Source organism: Radiobacillus deserti, from assembly GCF_007301515.1.
Taxonomy (GTDB): Bacteria; Bacillota; Bacilli; order Bacillales; family Amphibacillaceae; genus Radiobacillus; species Radiobacillus deserti.
This window is the reverse complement of sequence record NZ_CP041666.1, coordinates 91,365-109,769: the sequence shown is the minus strand read 5'-3', so window position 1 is coordinate 109,769 and position 18,405 is coordinate 91,365. Positions and strand designations below refer to the sequence as shown.

The following is an 18,405-nucleotide window of genomic DNA, read 5'->3' as shown; positions in this document are numbered from 1 at the left end:
CATTCTTCAATTTTCAAGGACAAGGTATATTATATTGACTTTAGATGCAAAAAGCAAGTCTTTTTTAGAAAAACTTTATTTGTTTCCAGATTCTCATAGATAATTATACCCTAAAAACTAGATAAGAGTTAGACAATCAAATGAGCTATAGCCACGGCCAGCTCGAGTGTCCACAGGACACTTCTGCTTTTGAATTTAGTTAAGTCCTCGATCGATTAGTATTCGTCAGCTACACATGTCACCATGCTTCCACCTCGAACCTATCAACCTCATCGTCTCTGAGGGATCTTACTCATTTAAAATGATGGGAAGTCTCATCTTGAGGGGGGCTTCATGCTTAGATGCTTTCAGCACTTATCCCTTCCACACGTAGCTACCCAGCTATGCTCCTGGCGGAACAACTGGTGCACCAGCGGTGTGTCCATCCCGGTCCTCTCGTACTAAGGACAGCTCCTCTCAAACTTCCAACGCCCACGACGGATAGGGACCGAACTGTCTCACGACGTTCTGAACCCAGCTCGCGTACCGCTTTAATGGGCGAACAGCCCAACCCTTGGGACCGACTACAGCCCCAGGATGCGATGAGCCGACATCGAGGTGCCAAACCTCCCCGTCGATGTGGACTCTTGGGGGAGATAAGCCTGTTATCCCCGGGGTAGCTTTTATCCGTTGAGCGATGGCCCTTCCATGCGGAACCACCGGATCACTAAGCCCGACTTTCGTCCCTGCTCGACTTGTTGGTCTCGCAGTCAAGCTCCCTTCTGCCTTTACACTCTTCGAATGATTTCCAACCATTCTGAGGGAACCTTTGGGCGCCTCCGTTACTCTTTGGGAGGCGACCGCCCCAGTCAAACTGCCCACCTGACACTGTCTCCGAACCGGATCACGGTCCTGGGTTAGAAGGTCCGTACAGCCAGGGTGGTATCCCACCAGCGCCTCCACCGAAGCTAGCGCTCCGGTTTCTCAGGCTCCCACCTATCCTGTACAAGCTGTACCAACATTCAATATCAGGCTACAGTAAAGCTCCACGGGGTCTTTCCGTCCTGTCGCGGGTAATGCGCATCTTCACGCATAGTATAATTTCACCGGGTCTCTCGTTGAGACAGTGCCCAAGTCGTTGCACCTTTCGTGCGGGTCGGAACTTACCCGACAAGGAATTTCGCTACCTTAGGACCGTTATAGTTACGGCCGCCGTTTACTGGGGCTTCGGTTCAACGCTTCGCCGAAGCTAACGCATCCCCTTAACCTTCCAGCACCGGGCAGGTGTCAGCCCCTATACTTCGCCTTTCGGCTTCGCAGAGACCTGTGTTTTTGCTAAACAGTCGCTTGGGCCTTTTCACTGCGGCTTCTCATGCAAGAAGCACCCCTTCTCCCGAAGTTACGGGGTCATTTTGCCGAGTTCCTTAACGAGAGTTCTCCCGATCACCTTAGGATTCTCTCCTCGCCTACCTGTGTCGGTTTGCGGTACAGGCACCTCTTTCCTCACTAGAGGCTTTTCTTGGCAGTGTGAAATCAGGAACTTCGGTACTATATTTCCCTCCCCATCACAGCTTGTGATTGCCAGACGGATTTGCCTATCTGACTCACTCACTGCTTGGACGCGCTCATCCAGCGGCGCGCTTTCCCTATCCTACTGCGTCCCCCGTCGTTCAAACGGAAAGGAGGTGGTACAGGAATATCAACCTGTTGTCCATCGCCTACGCCTTTCGGCCTCGGCTTAGGTCCTGACTAACCCTGAGCGGACGAGCCTTCCTCAGGAAACCTTAGGCATTCGGTGAAGAAGATTCTCACTTCTTTTTCGCTACTCATACCGGCATTCTCACTTCTAAGCGCTCCACCAGTCCTTACGGTCTGACTTCGCTGCACTTAGAACGCTCTCCTACCATTGTTCGTAAGAACAATCCACAGCTTCGGTGATACGTTTAGCCCCGGTACATTTTCGGCGCAGAGTCACTCGACCAGTGAGCTATTACGCACTCTTTAAATGGTGGCTGCTTCTAAGCCAACATCCTGGTTGTCTAAGCAACTCCACATCCTTTTCCACTTAACGTATACTTGGGGACCTTAGCTGGTGGTCTGGGCTGTTTCCCTTTCGACTATGAACCTTATCACCCATAGTCTGACTCCCAAGATAAAGTAGCTGGCATTCGGAGTTTGACTGAATTCGGTAACCCGATGAGGGCCCCTAGTCCAATCAGTGCTCTACCTCCAGTACTCATTCTTGAGGCTAGCCCTAAAGCTATTTCGGGAGAACCAGCTATCTCCGTGTTCGATTGGCATTTCACCCCTACCCACACCTCATCCCCGCACTTTTCAACGTGCGTGGGTTCGGGCCTCCAGTCAGTGTTACCTGACCTTCACCCTGGACATGGGTAGATCACACGGTTTCGGGTCTACGACCCCTTACTACAACGCCCTATTCAGACTCGCTTTCGCTACGGCTCCGTCTATACGACTTAACCTTGCAAGAGATCGTAACTCGCCGGTCCATTCTACAAAAGGTACGCCGTCACCCGTTAATGGGCTCCGACTACTTGTAGGCACACCGGTTCAGGTGCTTTTCACTCCCCTCCCGGGGTGCTTTTCACCTTTCCCTCACGGTACTGGTTCACTATCGGTCACTAGGGAGTATTTAGCCTTGGGAGATGGTCCTCCCGGATTCCGACGGAATTTCACGTGTTCCGCCGTACTCAGGATCCACTCTGGAGGAAACAGTCTTTCGATTACAGGGCTCTTACCTTCTTCGGCTGATCGTTCCAGATCGATTCGTCTACACTATTTCTTTGTAACTCCGTATAGAGTGTCCTACAACCCCAGAAAGCAAGCTTTCTGGTTTGGGCTGTTTCCGTTTCGCTCGCCGCTACTCAGGAAATCGCATTTGCTTTCTCTTCCTCTGGGTACTAAGATGTTTCAGTTCCCCAGGTCTGCCTCCTATATCCTATGGATTCAGATATAGGTACTACTCCATTACGAGCAGTGGGTTTCCCCATTCGGAAATTCCCGGATCAACGCCTACGTACGGCTCCCCGAGACATATCGGTGTTCGTCCCGTCCTTCTTCGGCTCCTAGTGCCAAGGCATCCACCGTGCGCCCTTCTTCACTTAACTAATAGTCTGTGAAAAGACGTGGTCTTTACTAAAATTGATGTCTTGTTTACTCTTATCTAGTTTTCAAGGTACAAATGAGAGATTTAATCCCTCAAAACTGAACCAAACAACCAAGTATGTCTCTGACCAGCTCCGAAGAGCTGGCTTCCGTTATCTTTCCTTAGAAAGGAGGTGATCCAGCCGCACCTTCCGATACGGCTACCTTGTTACGACTTCACCCCAATCATTGGCCCCACCTTCGGCGGCTGGCTCCTAAAAGGTTACCTCACCGACTTCGGGTGTTGCCAACTCTCGTGGTGTGACGGGCGGTGTGTACAAGGCCCGGGAACGTATTCACCGCGGCATGCTGATCCGCGATTACTAGCGATTCCGGCTTCATGTAGGCGAGTTGCAGCCTACAATCCGAACTGAGAATGGTTTTATGGGATTTGCTTCACCTCGCGGCTTCGCTGCCCTTTGTACCATCCATTGTAGCACGTGTGTAGCCCAGGTCATAAGGGGCATGATGATTTGACGTCATCCCCACCTTCCTCCGGTTTGTCACCGGCAGTCACCTTAGAGTGCCCAACTAAATGCTGGCAACTAAGATCAAGGGTTGCGCTCGTTGCGGGACTTAACCCAACATCTCACGACACGAGCTGACGACAACCATGCACCACCTGTCACTCTGTCCCCGAAGGGAACGCCCTATCTCTAGGGTTGTCAGAGGATGTCAAGACCTGGTAAGGTTCTTCGCGTTGCTTCGAATTAAACCACATGCTCCACCGCTTGTGCGGGCCCCCGTCAATTCTTTTGAGTTTCAGCCTTGCGGCCGTACTCCCCAGGCGGAGTGCTTAATGCGTTAACTTCAGCACTAAGGGGCGGAAACCCCCTAACACCTAGCACTCATCGTTTACGGCGTGGACTACCAGGGTATCTAATCCTGTTCGCTCCCCACGCTTTCGCGCCTCAGCGTCAGTTACAGACCAGAGAGTCGCCTTCGCCACTGGTGTTCCTCCATCTCTACGCATTTCACCGCTACACGTGGAATTCCACTCTCCCTTCTGCACTCAAGTTCCCCAGTTTCCAATGACCCTCCACGGTTAAGCCGTGGGCTTTCACATCAGACTTAAGGAACCGCCTGCGCGCGCTTTACGCCCAATAATTCCGGACAACGCTTGCCCCCTACGTATTACCGCGGCTGCTGGCACGTAGTTAGCCGGGGCTTTCTCGTTAGGTACCGTCAAGGTACAAGCAGTTACTCTTGTACGTGTTCTTCCCTAACAACAGAACTTTACGATCCGAAAACCTTCATCGTTCACGCGGCGTTGCTCCGTCAGACTTTCGTCCATTGCGGAAGATTCCCTACTGCTGCCTCCCGTAGGAGTCTGGGCCGTGTCTCAGTCCCAGTGTGGCCGATCACCCTCTCAGGTCGGCTACGCATCGTTGCCTTGGTAGGCCGTTACCCTACCAACTAGCTAATGCGCCGCGGGTCCATCTATAAGGGACAGCAAAAGCCGCCTTTCAACTTTCTCCCATGCAGGAAAAGTGTTATCCGGTATTAGCCCCGGTTTCCCGGAGTTATCCCAGTCTCATAGGCAGGTTACCCACGTGTTACTCACCCGTCCGCCGCTCGTTCCACTATCTTCACCCCGAAGGGGTCAGATAGCTTCCCGCGCTCGACTTGCATGTATTAGGCACGCCGCCAGCGTTCGTCCTGAGCCAAGATCAAACTCTCCAATAGATGACGCACACGGATGTGCTAATGCAGCTGTTGCGACAGGACGTCGCGAACTTAAGCTGTCTCATTGGTGTTTGCTCGCTCAATTTAAAAAGCTAGCTAAAATCTTACTTAACATACTGGTTGTTTTGTTCAGTTTTCAAGGATCAAATTGTGTTCGCCTTTCAAAATGGCGACTTAATTAATATACCACGTTGATGTTTTAGTGTCAACATATTTTTTCAATTATTTGTTGTCTCTCGAGCACATGTCACTTCGCTTTATCGGAGCAACGTTTAATAATTTACCACGTATCCAACCATAAATCAATAGATATTATCCATGAAAATTATGGTATTTATATTTCTCATTATTGTACAGTTCTTTACATATTAAACTTCCTTTAAAGTCCAATTCAAATCCATCATGTCAAAAGAACAAAAGCGCAAGCACCCGTTTAGTGACGTACGGACTGCGCCTGGCCATGTCAGGTGGTTCGACTTGCCGCGCAAAGCGGCGGCTTTAATCGAACATTCTTCCGCAGGAGATAAAGGAAACACAGCGACCGAATTGTTTAAGGACATTCGACCACTGTCGAATAGTTGTCGTACGAAGGTGAGGGAAGTCTCACTAGTCGCTGGAGCTGGATGTGGCTGTTTCTGCATGTGATCCACACCAAGCTAATTTTATAATTTCCTATGCATTAAAAAAGACTCTAGTCAACACTAGAGCCTTCTTTCAAAAAGTATCAGTCGCGATTACGCATTTGCGGGAACAGAAGAACATCACGGATAGATGGAGAATTTGTTAGTAGCATCACTAAACGATCTACCCCTATTCCTAGACCACCAGTTGGAGGCATTCCATATTCAAGCGCCTCTAAAAAGTCTTCATCCATAACATGCGCTTCATCATTTCCCAGTTCTTTCTCCTTCACTTGTGCTTCAAAACGTTCTCTTTGATCAATTGGATCATTCAGTTCCGAAAAGGCATTTGCATGTTCACGACCAACAATGAATAATTCAAAACGATCTGTGAAACGCTCATCCTCTTGATTCTTCTTCGCTAATGGGGAAATCTCAACCGGATGTCCATATACAAAGGTAGGTTGAATTAATGTTTCTTCTACTTTTTGTTCAAAGAATTCATTTACTATATGACCAAATGTCATCGTATCTTGAATATCCACACCATGTTCCTTCGCAAGTTGTTTCGCTTCCTCATCGCTAACTTGCTTCCAGAAATCCACTCCTGTTACCTCTTTTACCGCATCAACCATATGAACCCTTTTCCACTCTGGCTTTAAATTGACTTCATAATCACCGTATGGAACGGTTGTGGATCCAGTTACTTCTTTTGCGATATGAGCAATTAGATTTTCGGTTAAACTCATGACATCATGGAAATCAGCATACGCCTCATATAACTCCAGCATTGTAAATTCCGGATTATGTCTTGTAGAAACTCCCTCATTACGGAAAACACGTCCGATTTCATACACTTTTTCTAGTCCACCAACAATAAGTCGTTTTAAGTGAAGCTCTATTGCGATTCTCATATAAAGAGGAATATCTAACGCATTATGATGTGTAATGAATGGACGAGCGGATGCTCCACCTGGTATTCCGTGCATCATTGGTGTTTCTACTTCTAAGAACCCTTCATTATCTAAATAACGACGCATGGATTGAATGATTTTACTTCTAGACACGAATGTATCCCGGCTTTGCGGATTAGTAATTAAATCTAGATATCGTTGACGATAACGTTGCTCCACATCTTTCAGCCCGTGAAATTTTTCTGGTAAAGGACGTAGAGATTTTGATAAAATTTCAAACTTAGTCGCTTTTACAGAAAGCTCCCCTACATTCGTTTTAAAAGCAGTTCCTGTTACACCAACGATATCTCCTAAGTCAGCTTGATTAAAGATTTCATAAGCTTCTTCGCCAACCGTATCTTTTCGCACATACAATTGGATTTGTCCACTTAAATCTTGAATGTGCGCAAATCCCGCTTTCCCTTTGCCACGCTTTGTCATTATTCGCCCAGCTATTGTAGTTTCTGCTTTCTTTTCTTCTAACTCTTCTTTACTAAACTGATCAAAGCTTTCTTTTAACTGTTCTGCCAGGTGAGTCCGTACAAACTTTCCACCAAATGGGTCGATCCCTTTTTCCAAATACGATTGTAGTTTCTCTCTCCGAACCCGCATATGTTCATTTAATTCTTCGGTCATGCTATTCAACTCCATTTATTTTTATGTAAAAAATCGTTTATACCTAGTTCATGTATTTAATGATGAAATAAAAGCTGCCAGTAGACAACTGACAGCCTTAGCTTATGGTTTAGTATAGAAAACGAGCCGCTGTGTGTCAACAAAGAGCCTTTTAGGACCTTATGTCTTCACCCAAGAATAAGATTCTCCTTCCAGCTCTGTACGTATTTCAACATCATTAATTTGACTACGAACATACCCATTCCCTCTTCACAAATGATAAGTGCCATACCGTACCTTTTATCAAATCATCATCGCCTTTTCATTTGAATATAGGATTGGGAATCAGGTTATCTGGCTTTTTGCCAATGACATCGGGTAATGCGATAAGCTCATGTCTCTCTTTTTGTTGTTTCATAAATCTATGTATTAGCTATTCGTTGCTAGCAGTTCCTCAACCGGAATATCCAGCGTCTTACATATTTGATCAATAAGAGAAGAATCTGGTGTTCTAGTGCCTCTTTCTACTTCTCCTAGTACAGAAACGGATATGCCTAGTTCCCGCGCAAATTGTATTTGTGTATATCCTTTAAGCTTTCGATAAGCTTTTATTCGTCTTCCCCATGTTTCTGCACCCATTTTACTACTCCCTCTTTGTCTTGTGATGATGTCGCCTCAAGAACTTCTGAAACGCTTTTGTTTTGATTTGGGATATTGAGGTGGCCCTCGAGTTCCGCTAACGGAATGAGCACAAATGCTCGCTCATGCATTCTTGGATGAGGGACCTCTAATTGCTTCATTTTAATACTTTCTTCATTATAAAGCAATATGTCTAAGTCCACGGTACGCGGACCCCACCTTATTTCTCTTTTTCTCCCTAAATTTTTCTCTATTTGCTGGCAGGCTTCTAGTAACTGGGACGGTCGTTTAGATGTCTTCACTTTTACAACCATATTTAAAAACTGATTTTGATCCGTATATCCTACAGGTTCCGTTTCATAAACAGACGATTTTTTTACGACCTCTATCCCTTTTACCGCATCTAGTTGTGCAACGGCTTGTTCTAAATACCGGTTTCTTGGGTTTATGTTCGACCCTAATGCGATATACGCGATATTCATTTGTTTCGCTCCCGATATACTTCTACAGCAACCGAGTCATAATGACCAGGGATTGGCGGATCTGGTTTTGTTACTTTAATCGTACAGGCCTCTAATAATGAAAAGCACTCTAACATTTCTTGTGCTATTGTTTCCGCTAACGCCTCCACTAGATTTAACGCTTTCCCTTCCACAATCCTTTTAGTAAGCTCATACACTTCTCCGTAATGGATGGAATCTTCCATTTGATCAGAAGCTCCCGCTTTTCGAAGATCAAGTTCTAGCGTGGCATCCACATAAAACCGTTGACCTAATTTGTTTTCTTCAGGAAAGAGCCCGTGATATCCATAGAAAGCCATTTTATTAACATAGACTTTATCCACTAATTCATCCTCCCTTTCCTAGTATGGCATCCATCATCCTTGCCATTCTCACATTTACTTTCACATTATGCACCCGAACAATATGCACACCCTTCGTAATTCCATAACAAGTAGTAGCACCAGTTCCTTCATCTCTTTCCGCAACAGGTAAGTCCAAGATGCTTCCTATCATAGACTTTCTAGATGTTCCTAACAAAATGGGATAACCTAATGCTTGAAATGCATCTATCCTTCTTAACACTTCAAGGTTTTCTTCGACTGTCTTTGCAAATCCAATTCCGGGATCAAGAATAATGTGATTATCCGGGACGCCTGCTTCATGTGCGATCGCGACACTCGACTTCAGGTCCTCCATCATATCTGTAATCAAATGGGAATAACTAGGTTTTTCCCGGTTATGCATGAGAATAAGTGGGACTTCAAACTTTGAAGCAACTTCAGCGATAGCTGGTTCTTTTTTGGCACCCCAGACGTCATTAATAAGAGCTGCGCCAGCGCGGATAGCTTCTTCTGCTGTTTTTGCTTTAAAAGTATCGATGGATATTGGTACATCCACTTCTTTGTTTATTGCTTCAATAATAGGAACGACACGCTCGATTTCTTCTTCTTCCTCGACAGGAGTATGACCAGGACGAGTGGACTCTCCACCAACATCTATTAGATCTGCACCTTCTTCTTGTAAAGCAACTGCATGTCTTACCGCACGGTCTACTTCATTAAACTTCCCACCATCTGAAAAGGAATCCGGTGTGACGTTAATAATGCCCATCACATGTGTTTTTTCCTCGAGGTTAAATCGTCTCTCTCCAATAGTTAGAATCACGCTTCATCTTTCCTTTTTCGAATTTACTACTATTCTAACGGTTCGTTCATATGTTTTCATGTAAAAACCCCTACAAAGGAACTTGTAAGGGTTTAATGAATCTTATTCCGCATCAAATTGATAAAGCGGGGTGGACAAATATCTTTCTCCATTACTAGGTATAATCGCTAATACTTTTTTACCTTTTCCTAATTCCTTTGCTACCTTCTTGGCAGCAAAGATAGCAGCTCCGGATGAGATTCCACCTAATAATCCATCTTTTCTTGCTGCTTCACGAGCAGTTTCGATTGCTTCTTCGTTTTCCACTTGGATAATACCATCATACACTTCTGTATTCAAAACTTCTGGAATGAACCCTGCGCCAATTCCTTGAATTTTGTGAGGACCAGGATTTCCACCTGAAAGTACAGGAGAGCCTTTTGGTTCTACCGCGTAGATTTTAATATCTTTGTATTTCTCTTTCAAAACTTTACCCGCACCTGTAATGGTTCCACCAGTTCCGATACCAGAAACAAACGCATCCAATTGATCGCCCATTTGCTCCACAATTTCTTTACCAGTTGTACGTTCATGAATAGAAGGGTTAGCTTGGTTATTAAATTGTTGCGGCATAAAGTACCCATGCTCTTGTTGTAATTCTTCCGCTTTTTTAATTGCACCTTTCATTCCTTCTGCACCTGGTGTTAATACTAATTCTGCTCCGTACGCACGAAGAAGGTTACGTCTTTCCATACTCATTGTATCTGGCATAACTAAAATTGCTTTATAGCCTTTAATAGCAGATACGAGAGCAAGCCCAATACCAGTGTTTCCGCTCGTCGGTTCGATGATCGTATCGCCTTCTTTTAATTCTCCAGCTTCTTCTGCCGCTTCGATCATTGCTAGCGCGATACGATCCTTTACAGAGCTACCCGGGTTCATGAATTCAAGCTTTACATAGATGTCTGCACCATCCGAATCTGCCGTGCGATTTAATTTTACGATAGGGGTATTACCAATTAGTTCTGCAATAGATTGAGCAACTTTCATTCTATCCACTCCCAATTCCAAGTATTTTTGTAGGATTTAGTTTCAATGTACGTCGGTTAGCAAGAAAAGTCAACCAAAAGATACCGACGTTACTCGCCAAAAATCCATTCCACTTTCTTATCGTCCCACAATGCTTGTGCAGATATTGCAGGTTCTATCTTTTCTAATGCAAGCTCACGTTTTATGTGCTCTTGTAACTCGTCGTATTTAAATGAAATGTCCGGTAATTTACGGTGTAAGTACAAAATAACCGTTCCATTTCCTCCAAGGAATGGTTCGCTATAGGTGCGCTCTTCCATTTCCATTGCCTTGTTATAATATTCATCCAATAAAAAGGTGTCACCTTCCGTATAAAAACCTAAATACCCACCATTTTCTTTTGTTTCTTTATCTATAGAGTATTCCCTTGCTAACGAAGAAAAGGATGCCCCTGCTTCTAATTCATCATGCACTTTCTCAGCCGTTTCCTTGTCTGGCAATACAATATGTGACAATTGAATAGATTCTTCAAAATTGTATTGATTCTTATATTCCTCGTAGTAGCTTTCAACCTCTTTAGGGTCCACTTCTATATCTTTAGTCAAAAGCTCCTCCAGTGCTAGTCGATAGCGAATCTCCTCGTCCCACTCTTCTTTTTTAGCTTTTATTTCCTTTTCAGATAGTGGGCCTTCCATTGTAAAGAGTAAGGCAATTTCTCTTTCTACTAGCTTGTTATTTATTTCAATATTTTCCTCTTTAGCAAGTTGGGACACTACTTCTTTGTTCACAAGCTCTTCTAAAGCTTTCTTTCCATAGTTTTTTTGAAGCATCTCCACCCACTTTTCATACGAAACCTCTTTTTCCCCTATCGTCGCAACCGGTTTATCTTTGTCCACATCAACTCCCATAGGACCGGGTGCTGTTCCATTCCTTTCGATCATCCAAATAGCGACTGTCGTTAAATTGGTTATAAGGAGAAGAACAATGATTCCCCATAAGAACTTTCTCGTCATTCCATTCTCCCTTTCCTCACTCAGTCTTCAATTCTTCAAGATCCTCCGCCGTAAACTGATACACTTCATTACAGAAATGACAAGTAGCTTCTGCGCCATTTTCCTCTTCAATCATTTTATCTATTTCTTCATTTCCTAGGCTCTTTATCGCTTGCTCCAGTCTTTCCTTTGAACAATGGCATTCGAATGCTACAGGGAGTTCTTCTAGCACGTTCACATTTCCTTCTCCAAGTAGTTTATCTAATATTTGCTCCGGAGAATTTCCATCTCTTAAAAGACTAGAAATCGGAGGTATTTTTGCAATGCTTTCTTCAATTTTTGTTATAACCTCATCATCAGCTCCTGGCATTACTTGGATTATAAAGCCTCCAGCAGCTAAGATGGTATGATCCGGATTAACAAGTACACCCGCTCCCACTGCAGATGGTACCTGCTCAGAATTTGCTAAATAGTACGTAAAATCTTCACTTACCTCACCTGAAACGATGGGTACTTGTCCAGTAAAGTTATGTTTTAAACCAAGATCTTTTACGACACTTAAGCTTCCTTGTCCAACCGCACGAGCGACATCTAGTTTTCCTTTGTCATTTAGCTCAAAATCTACATGAGGATTAGTGATATAGCCGCGCACTTCACCTTTTGCATTTGCATCAGCTAGGATTGGGCCAACCGGACCATCACCTTCAAGCTTTACTGTTAACTTATCATCACCTTTCAACATAGCCCCTAGCATCGTCGTGATAGTTAATGTTCTTCCTAATGCAGCAGAGGCAGTCGCCCATGTATCATGTCTCCTTCTAGCCTCTTCTACCGTATCAGTTGACTTTATCGCATAAGCACGGATGTTACCGTTAAATGCTGTTGCTTTAATTAAATAATCATTCACGTGTTGTTCGCTCCTTTTTACAATATGCTATTCATTACATTCAGTAAGTACTGAATTTCTAATTTACACAAGTTTATTGAGTTACGCGATACGCGTAGTTATTGACATCCTTTATACTACTCAATGAGCCGATTGTTACGCAAGTTTTTGGCGTTGCCCTGACCATTCTGCACCATCTATCTTTGTACTACTCCCATTTAAAGCACGCTATAGCCTCCTAAAACAGAAAAAGCGCACGGGGTTATACCCCACGCGCTTTACCTTCTTTTACTTATCATTTTCCTCATCTTCAGATTCGGAAGCATGTTGTTCCTCTTCTTTAGATTGAATGTTTACTTTTACGTCTTGTTCAGAAGACTTTTCTTCTTCCGATTTGTCCGGATTGGCTTGCTCTGCTACAACCTCTTCCGGTAATGCTCCTGTTTCAAAAAGAGCTTTGATTTGATTTGCATCTAATGTTTCTACTTCTAATAACGTTTTGGCAATCAATTCAAGCTTTTCTTTCTTCTCTGTAAGTATCTGCTTCGCTTTATCATAGCATTGATTAATAATGCTTTGAATTTCTTGGTCAATTTCATAAGCGATGGCATCACTATAATTCGGTTCGTTCTGCATATCACGACCTAAGAAAACTTGGCCACCGGAGCTTCCGAATTGAAGTGGACCGATGCGATCACTCATTCCATATTCCGTAACCATTTTACGAGCAATACTCGTAGCACGTTGGAAGTCATTGTGTGCTCCTGTACTTACTTCACCAAAAATAACTTCTTCGGCAACACGACCCCCAAGTAATCCTGTGATTTTATCAAGCAACTCTGGCTTTGTCATAAAGTAACGATCTTCCCTCGGAAGCATTACAGCATAACCACCCGCTTGACCTCTCGGTACAATGGTAACTTTATGAACCATATCGGCATCATCCAGAACCATTCCGATAACGGTGTGTCCACTTTCATGGTATGCAACGATATTACGCTCTTTCTCAGAGATAACACGACTTTTCTTAGCTGGACCTGCTATGACACGATCTACCGCTTCATCAATATCTTCCATATCAATTTTCTTCTTATCACTTCTGGCAGCAACTAGCGCTGCTTCATTTAACAAATTCTCTAAATCCGCACCAGAGAACCCTGGTGTTCGCATCGCAATGGTTTTTATATCGACAGAATCATCTAACGGTTTATTACGAGCGTGGACTTTGAGCACCTCTTCACGACCTTTTAGGTCTGGGCGATCCACCGTGATTTGACGGTCAAAACGTCCTGGTCTTAACAAGGCTGGGTCTAAAATGTCTGGGCGGTTTGTTGCAGCTATAATAATAATTCCTTCATTCTCACCAAACCCATCCATTTCAACAAGTAATTGGTTTAAGGTCTGTTCACGTTCATCGTGTCCGCCGCCAACACCTGCTCCCCGTTGACGACCTACTGCGTCAATTTCATCGATAAAGATAATACAAGGCGCATTTTTCTTTGCATTTTCAAATAAATCACGCACACGAGATGCACCGACCCCTACGAACATTTCTACGAAATCCGAACCAGAAATGGAGAAGAATGGCACACCAGCTTCACCTGCAACTGCACGAGCTAGTAAGGTTTTACCAGTACCAGGAGGCCCCACCAGTAGTACCCCTTTTGGAATACGCGCTCCGATTACGGAGAATTTACGAGGGTCTTTTAAGAAGTCTACAACTTCTACTAATTCCTGTTTCTCTTCATCGGCTCCAGCAACGTCTTTAAATTTAACTTTCTTCTTCTCTTCACTATAGAGCTTCGCTTTACTCTTCCCAAAGTTCATGACACGACTTCCGCCGCCTTGAGCTTGGTTTAGAAGAAAGAAGAATAAGATAAATATAATAACAAACGGAATTATTCCAGTTATGAATTGGAGCCATCCGTTTGGTTGCTCTTCTTCCTTGATCGATATGATCCCTTGTTCATTAGCTTGCTTCGTAATGTTCGCAACTATTTCCGTGTTATCTGGAATATTAGTTATGAAGGTTTGGTCATCCCCTTCTTTTAATGTTCCAGTAATTTGCATAACCCCATTAGAAGGCCGCATTACCATTTCTTTTATTTCACCCTTGCTTAACGCTTGGGTAAACTGTTTTACATCAAATTCCTTTTGTTGGTTGTTTTGTCCGCTAAATACACCAACAACTCCTATTAATACTAGGAAAATAAGGAAATAAAATATTACGTTACGAAATATTCGATTCATTGCCTACCTCCTCCCAAACGAGAAAACTATAGTAAATAGTATCATACTAAAAAGTAACAATACAACTAATTACCCTTCTAAGATATGTTATTAACCCACTGTTCATTCTGGATAAAGCAATCCTATTCCTCACCTTTATACACTCGAGGTTTTAACACACCTATGTATGGCAGATTTCGGTATTTTTCTTGATAATCAAGTCCATAACCGACTACGAATTCGTTTGGAACTTGGAAACCAACTATATCTGCTTTAATATCAACAGTGCGTCCCTCTGGCTTGTCCAACAATGTAACAATCTTAATGGATTTTGCTTTACGGTATTTGAATAGGTCAACGAGATAGCTTAACGTGAGACCACTGTCAATAATGTCCTCTAAGATAATAATATCTCTTCCTTCTACCTTCGTATCCAAATCCTTCACAATCTTCACTTCACCAGAGGACTTCATTTCGCCACCATAACTAGATACATCCATGAAATCCATTTCGATATACGTATCTACATAACGAAGAACGTCCGACATAAATGGCATCGCGCCTTTCAAAACTCCGATGGCCAATGGAAACTTATCCATATACTCCTTCGTCAAGCCTTCCCCAATCTCTTGGCACTTTTGTTGGATGTTATCCTTGGTAATTAACACCTTTTCAATATCTTGATTCATGTTTACGGTACCCTCCTACATGCTGCTATTCCTTACATATTCCAGTTGAAGATATTCCGTCGAAAGGCTATCGTCTACGCGCTCCAAAGAGCTCTTTCTAAGACCAGGAAGCCAAAGAACGGTTCCTTTAGCATCCGTTACCACTGGCCATATATCTCTTTCAGCTAAAGGAATCTTTTCATCAATAAAAATATCTTTTAGCTTTCTTGACCCGTTTAAGCCCTTTATCCGCATTCTATCCCCAGGTTTCCTTGTTCTAATATAAAGTGGAAATGTAATGGAATCCAGATGACAAACAAACGTGTCATTTCCTTCTGGAATAGCTTTCCCAACTATCTTCCCCTTCATCATAGAACCATTTGGTAAAAAAACCTCTCCTGGTATTTGGAAATGGAAAGAGTAAGACTTTTGCTCCTTCTTGTCTTGTGACTGAAAGGAAAAAATCATTTTGTCATACGACTTTTCCACAACTAAATCGTTTGGAAGATGGATGGTCTTATTTGGCTTATTATCCATTAGCTTGATCAATTGATCCTCTTGTATGTAACTAAGATCTTTCGGCACGGAACGGTATAGATAGTTCAATATTAGATGATAGGCGCTCCTTTGTAAAGCAATGGGAAACTCCCTCATCTTTTCTATATAAACCGTACAACATAGAGGCTCTTTTTCAAAAAAAGCCGTTTTACTCACGACTTTTTTTGCCTCTCCGTTCATATATTGATCGTCCTGTGCCACCCGTTCCGTTAATTTATGTATGGTATCGGAAACACTTGGATTTATCCGTTTCAAAAAAGGTAGGACATGAATTCGAAGATAATTGCGTGTGTAAACATCTTCTTCATTCGAAGGATCCCGTCTAGGTTCTATGTGGTTGCGCTGGCAATAGGTTTCAATATCCTCTTTATCTACACATAAAAAAGGACGAATAATCCACCCACCTGCAAATGGTCTCTTCATTGGAATACCAGTCAAGCTTGCTGGGTCTGCCCGCTGCGCCAGTCGCATAAGAACTGTTTCCACTTGATCATCACCATGATGACCGAGCGCTAAATAATCTGCATCCCATACTTCCATTTGTTTTTGAAAATAGTCATACCTTAATTCTCGAGCAGCCAGTTGGGTACCTTTTCCTTCTTTTCCCTTATACGTATGGACATCCACAGAAGTTTCATTAAATTCAATATGCCATTTTTGACAGACTTCACGCACATAAGCAACATCTTGTTTAGATTGCTCACCTCTTAGCCCATGATCCACAGACAAAGCAACGAGACGTAACTGCCACGTTTCTTCCAAAGCTTTTAACAGGTGTAGGAGAGCCATTGAATCTGGTCCTCCTGATACACCAATTAAAACCGTTGCCCCTTTATGCAATAACTGATGCTTTTTTACAAAAGACTCGACAACCCTTCTCATCCTCTTTTCCTCCGCTCTGCGTTTCTCTATGAATATCCTATCACTACCTATTCAAACTACGCAAAGCTAATCCCGCCTCTACTTTTAGGTTAAAAATAAATAAAACACGTAAAACAGGAAAACAACAAACGAAATAGCTAAGCTTTCAATTAAAACATAGCTTTTTCGTTTAGGTGCATTTGCCTTGTATGTCGAACGAGTTGGGTTTGGACTAACCTTTTGCTGAGGCTGCTGTGCTCGCGCTTGTGTTTGCTTTTGTCGTTTTCTTGCTTGATCAGAATACTTCAATAACAATGTCGACAAATCTTTCTTCATCACTTCACTTGTTGAATATTTCCCATATAACGCCTTTTTAAGTATGGGTTCATATTTTTTTAGTCCCGGTGAGCGTTGAATGTGCGCCATCAGCGTTCGCTCTGGATGCTTTCCACGTTCAAAACCTTTCGGATAAAAGACTCTGATGATTACCATTGCTAATGCAAATAAGTCATAGGATGGCTCAGCTTTCCTCGATCCCAATCCCCAATAGCCTCGGTCATAAAACTCCGTGTATTCTTTTATTGATCTACCAATTTGAGTCGTTCCTCCGACATCAATCCAACGTAAACGAGGAGGTGGAGATGTAATAATCAAATTCTCTGTCTTTAAATCTCCGAATACCCACCCCGCTTCGTGTAATTCGGTTAAATCTTCTAACAGCTGCAAAACAAAAATGGCTAACCACTCTTCGCCATGATGCTGAAAATAAGTGTGGAGCTGTTCCCCTTTTAAATATTCCATGACGTAGAATGATAGTTGTCTGCCACTTGGAGTTACCCAATCATCAACATCTAACAAAGAAGGTCCAAGGCGATTCCCTTGGACCTTTTCAAACGTTTTAAGTACGTTAACCTCCATTGTGATTGATGAGCTCTTCTCACTGATTTTTAAAGCAGCATCTCTTCCATTCCATTCACAAAGAAAGACAGATCCGATCGCACCGTGACCGAGCCTCTTTTTTATGATGTATTGATGGTGATGCCATTTTCCAATAATGACACTACCTGCTCTAAGATTAATACCCTGCTTCTTCGATGCCTGGTTCATCTTCCCTCATGAAGCTCCTTTTTAAGCTTTTTTTACCGAATTGATACATCGCTTCCTTCAATGCTGGACCTGTCGGTGTAATACCACCGCTAGTTAGCTTTGGAAATACCGAAGAGATCGATTCGAGTTTTGGTGACCAATCTAGAACTTTGTTAATATCTTTTCGTTTTCCTGGGAATGCGTAGATCGAGAATCGGTTTCTTCCTATACGAGCATTTAGACTAACAGATAAATCAATTAATGCTTCCTGAACTGTGTGTATTTTATTGCCCATGCTTGCACTTGTATCAACAAGAACCAATACTTCTAAATCACACGTCTCTCCTAAATCCTCCACAACCTCCATGACTTCCCCGCGTTGTTCTGGAGGTAGTTCTTCTAAACTTTGATCAGGACCTAGAATTTGCTTTAGCTCCTGATTCACTACTCCTTGTAACGTTTGTGTCATTGCTTGCTTGGTTACGGTTTGGACCGTTTGAGAAAGTGCCTGCTTGTACACAATCTGACTTACACCACCACCTGATAATGCAATCTCTTCTACTTCCTGTAGTCCAGTTGGATCCTCAGATTGATCCTCCATTATTCCGATAACATTCACGGTAATGCCCTGTTGAAATGCTAACGCTGCTACCGCAGAAGGATCTTCTCCTTTATTCGAACATCCATCTGTAATTAATAGAATTTGCTTCAGTGTACCTTTTTTCATAGATAATTCCTCCTCTTTGATTGCCCTTTCCTTCAATAGATTTTCAACAGAAAGAGTTTCCTTACC

The 18,405-nt window shown here is 43.2% G+C and carries 14 protein-coding genes and 2 rRNA genes; 1 reads left to right on the top strand and 15 read right to left on the bottom strand.

Features of this window, described 5'->3' with window-relative positions; genetic code table 11:
- Positions 1–195: 195 nt before the first annotated feature.
- Positions 196–3,107 (bottom strand): 23S ribosomal RNA (locus FN924_RS00525).
- 164 nt (positions 3,108–3,271) lie between these two features.
- Positions 3,272–4,830, bottom strand: a 16S ribosomal RNA gene (locus FN924_RS00520).
- The 16S and 23S rRNA genes sit together here, the layout of an rRNA operon.
- Positions 4,831–5,307: 477 nt before the next feature.
- Between FN924_RS00520 and FN924_RS18760 the strand changes: the two genes are divergently transcribed.
- The gene (locus FN924_RS18760) at positions 5,308–5,475 is read left to right on the top strand and encodes a hypothetical protein (RefSeq protein ID WP_158633895.1); all 168 of its coding nucleotides are present in this window, start codon (positions 5,308–5,310) and stop codon (positions 5,473–5,475) included.
- Positions 5,476–5,554: 79 nt separating this feature from the next.
- On the opposite strand, the gene lysS is transcribed toward FN924_RS18760, so the two are convergent.
- The 13 genes from lysS to FN924_RS00455 all read right to left on the bottom strand — a co-directional run bounded on the left by lysS (position 5,555) and on the right by FN924_RS00455 (position 18,360).
- Complete coding sequence (lysS, locus tag FN924_RS00515) at positions 5,555–7,039, bottom strand: lysine--tRNA ligase (protein ID WP_143891606.1); 1,485 nt, start codon at positions 7,037–7,039, stop codon at positions 5,555–5,557.
- A gap of 408 nt (positions 7,040–7,447) precedes the next feature.
- On the bottom strand, positions 7,448–7,657 hold the full coding sequence (locus FN924_RS00510; protein WP_143891605.1) for a helix-turn-helix domain-containing protein: 210 nt from the start codon (positions 7,655–7,657) through the stop codon (positions 7,448–7,450).
- Positions 7,627–8,139, bottom strand: a complete 513-nt coding sequence (gene folK / locus FN924_RS00505; protein ID WP_143891604.1) for a 2-amino-4-hydroxy-6-hydroxymethyldihydropteridine diphosphokinase — start codon at positions 8,137–8,139, stop codon at positions 7,627–7,629. Before folK ends, FN924_RS00510 begins: the two co-directional genes overlap by 31 nt.
- A complete protein-coding gene (gene folB, locus FN924_RS00500; protein WP_143891603.1) occupies positions 8,136–8,501 on the bottom strand; it encodes a dihydroneopterin aldolase in 366 nt (121 codons plus the stop codon). The genes folK and folB overlap by 4 nt, the downstream gene beginning before the upstream one ends.
- A 4-nt stretch (positions 8,502–8,505) precedes the next feature.
- Positions 8,506–9,270: a dihydropteroate synthase gene (gene folP, locus FN924_RS00495; protein ID WP_143897064.1), complete on the bottom strand. Its 765-nt coding sequence runs from the start codon at positions 9,268–9,270 to the stop codon at positions 8,506–8,508.
- Positions 9,271–9,426: 156 nt separating this feature from the next.
- Complete coding sequence (gene cysK / locus FN924_RS00490) at positions 9,427–10,353, bottom strand: cysteine synthase A (protein ID WP_143891602.1); 927 nt, start codon at positions 10,351–10,353, stop codon at positions 9,427–9,429.
- Positions 10,354–10,442: 89 nt separating this feature from the next.
- Positions 10,443–11,345 (bottom strand): peptidylprolyl isomerase, encoded by a 903-nt coding sequence (locus tag FN924_RS00485; RefSeq protein ID WP_143891601.1) that lies wholly within the window; start codon positions 11,343–11,345, stop codon positions 10,443–10,445.
- Positions 11,346–11,361: 16 nt separating this feature from the next.
- Positions 11,362–12,231: an Hsp33 family molecular chaperone HslO gene (hslO, locus tag FN924_RS00480; protein ID WP_143891600.1), complete on the bottom strand. Its 870-nt coding sequence runs from the start codon at positions 12,229–12,231 to the stop codon at positions 11,362–11,364.
- A 267-nt stretch (positions 12,232–12,498) separates the two neighbouring features.
- Positions 12,499–14,460 carry an ATP-dependent zinc metalloprotease FtsH gene (gene ftsH / locus FN924_RS00475; protein WP_143891599.1) on the bottom strand — a complete coding sequence of 654 codons (1,962 nt, stop codon included), beginning with the start codon at positions 14,458–14,460 and terminating at the stop codon, positions 12,499–12,501.
- 122 nt (positions 14,461–14,582) lie between these two features.
- The gene (gene hpt, locus FN924_RS00470; RefSeq protein WP_143891598.1) at positions 14,583–15,128 is read right to left on the bottom strand and encodes a hypoxanthine phosphoribosyltransferase; all 546 of its coding nucleotides are present in this window, start codon (positions 15,126–15,128) and stop codon (positions 14,583–14,585) included.
- Between the two features lie 15 nt (positions 15,129–15,143).
- Positions 15,144–16,547: a tRNA lysidine(34) synthetase TilS gene (tilS, locus tag FN924_RS00465; protein WP_143891597.1), complete on the bottom strand. Its 1,404-nt coding sequence runs from the start codon at positions 16,545–16,547 to the stop codon at positions 15,144–15,146.
- A gap of 84 nt (positions 16,548–16,631) precedes the next feature.
- The gene (locus FN924_RS00460; RefSeq protein WP_143891596.1) at positions 16,632–17,633 is read right to left on the bottom strand and encodes a protein kinase domain-containing protein; all 1,002 of its coding nucleotides are present in this window, start codon (positions 17,631–17,633) and stop codon (positions 16,632–16,634) included.
- Positions 17,602–18,360 carry a VWA domain-containing protein gene (locus tag FN924_RS00455; RefSeq protein ID WP_267129015.1) on the bottom strand — a complete coding sequence of 253 codons (759 nt, stop codon included), beginning with the start codon at positions 18,358–18,360 and terminating at the stop codon, positions 17,602–17,604. The genes FN924_RS00460 and FN924_RS00455 overlap by 32 nt, the downstream gene beginning before the upstream one ends.
- Between the last annotated feature and the right edge of the window lie 45 nt (positions 18,361–18,405).

Bases quoted from the DNA above. Each gene is read 5' to 3' on its own strand.
- lysS (WP_143891606.1), bottom strand. From the start codon at position 7,039: ATGACCGAAGAATTAAATGAACATATGCGGGTTCGGAGAGAGAAACTA.
- FN924_RS00510 (WP_143891605.1), bottom strand. From the start codon at position 7,657: ATGGGTGCAGAAACATGGGGAAGACGAATAAAAGCTTATCGAAAGCTT.
- folK (WP_143891604.1), bottom strand. From the start codon at position 8,139: ATGAATATCGCGTATATCGCATTAGGGTCGAACATAAACCCAAGAAAC.
- folP (WP_143897064.1), bottom strand. From the start codon at position 9,270: ATGGGCATTATTAACGTCACACCGGATTCCTTTTCAGATGGTGGGAAG.
- cysK (WP_143891602.1), bottom strand. From the start codon at position 10,353: ATGAAAGTTGCTCAATCTATTGCAGAACTAATTGGTAATACCCCTATC.
- FN924_RS00485 (WP_143891601.1), bottom strand. From the start codon at position 11,345: ATGACGAGAAAGTTCTTATGGGGAATCATTGTTCTTCTCCTTATAACC.
- ftsH (WP_143891599.1), bottom strand. From the start codon at position 14,460: ATGAATCGAATATTTCGTAACGTAATATTTTATTTCCTTATTTTCCTA.
- hpt (WP_143891598.1), bottom strand. From the start codon at position 15,128: ATGAATCAAGATATTGAAAAGGTGTTAATTACCAAGGATAACATCCAA.
- tilS (WP_143891597.1), bottom strand. From the start codon at position 16,547: ATGAGAAGGGTTGTCGAGTCTTTTGTAAAAAAGCATCAGTTATTGCAT.
- FN924_RS00460 (WP_143891596.1), bottom strand. From the start codon at position 17,633: ATGAACCAGGCATCGAAGAAGCAGGGTATTAATCTTAGAGCAGGTAGT.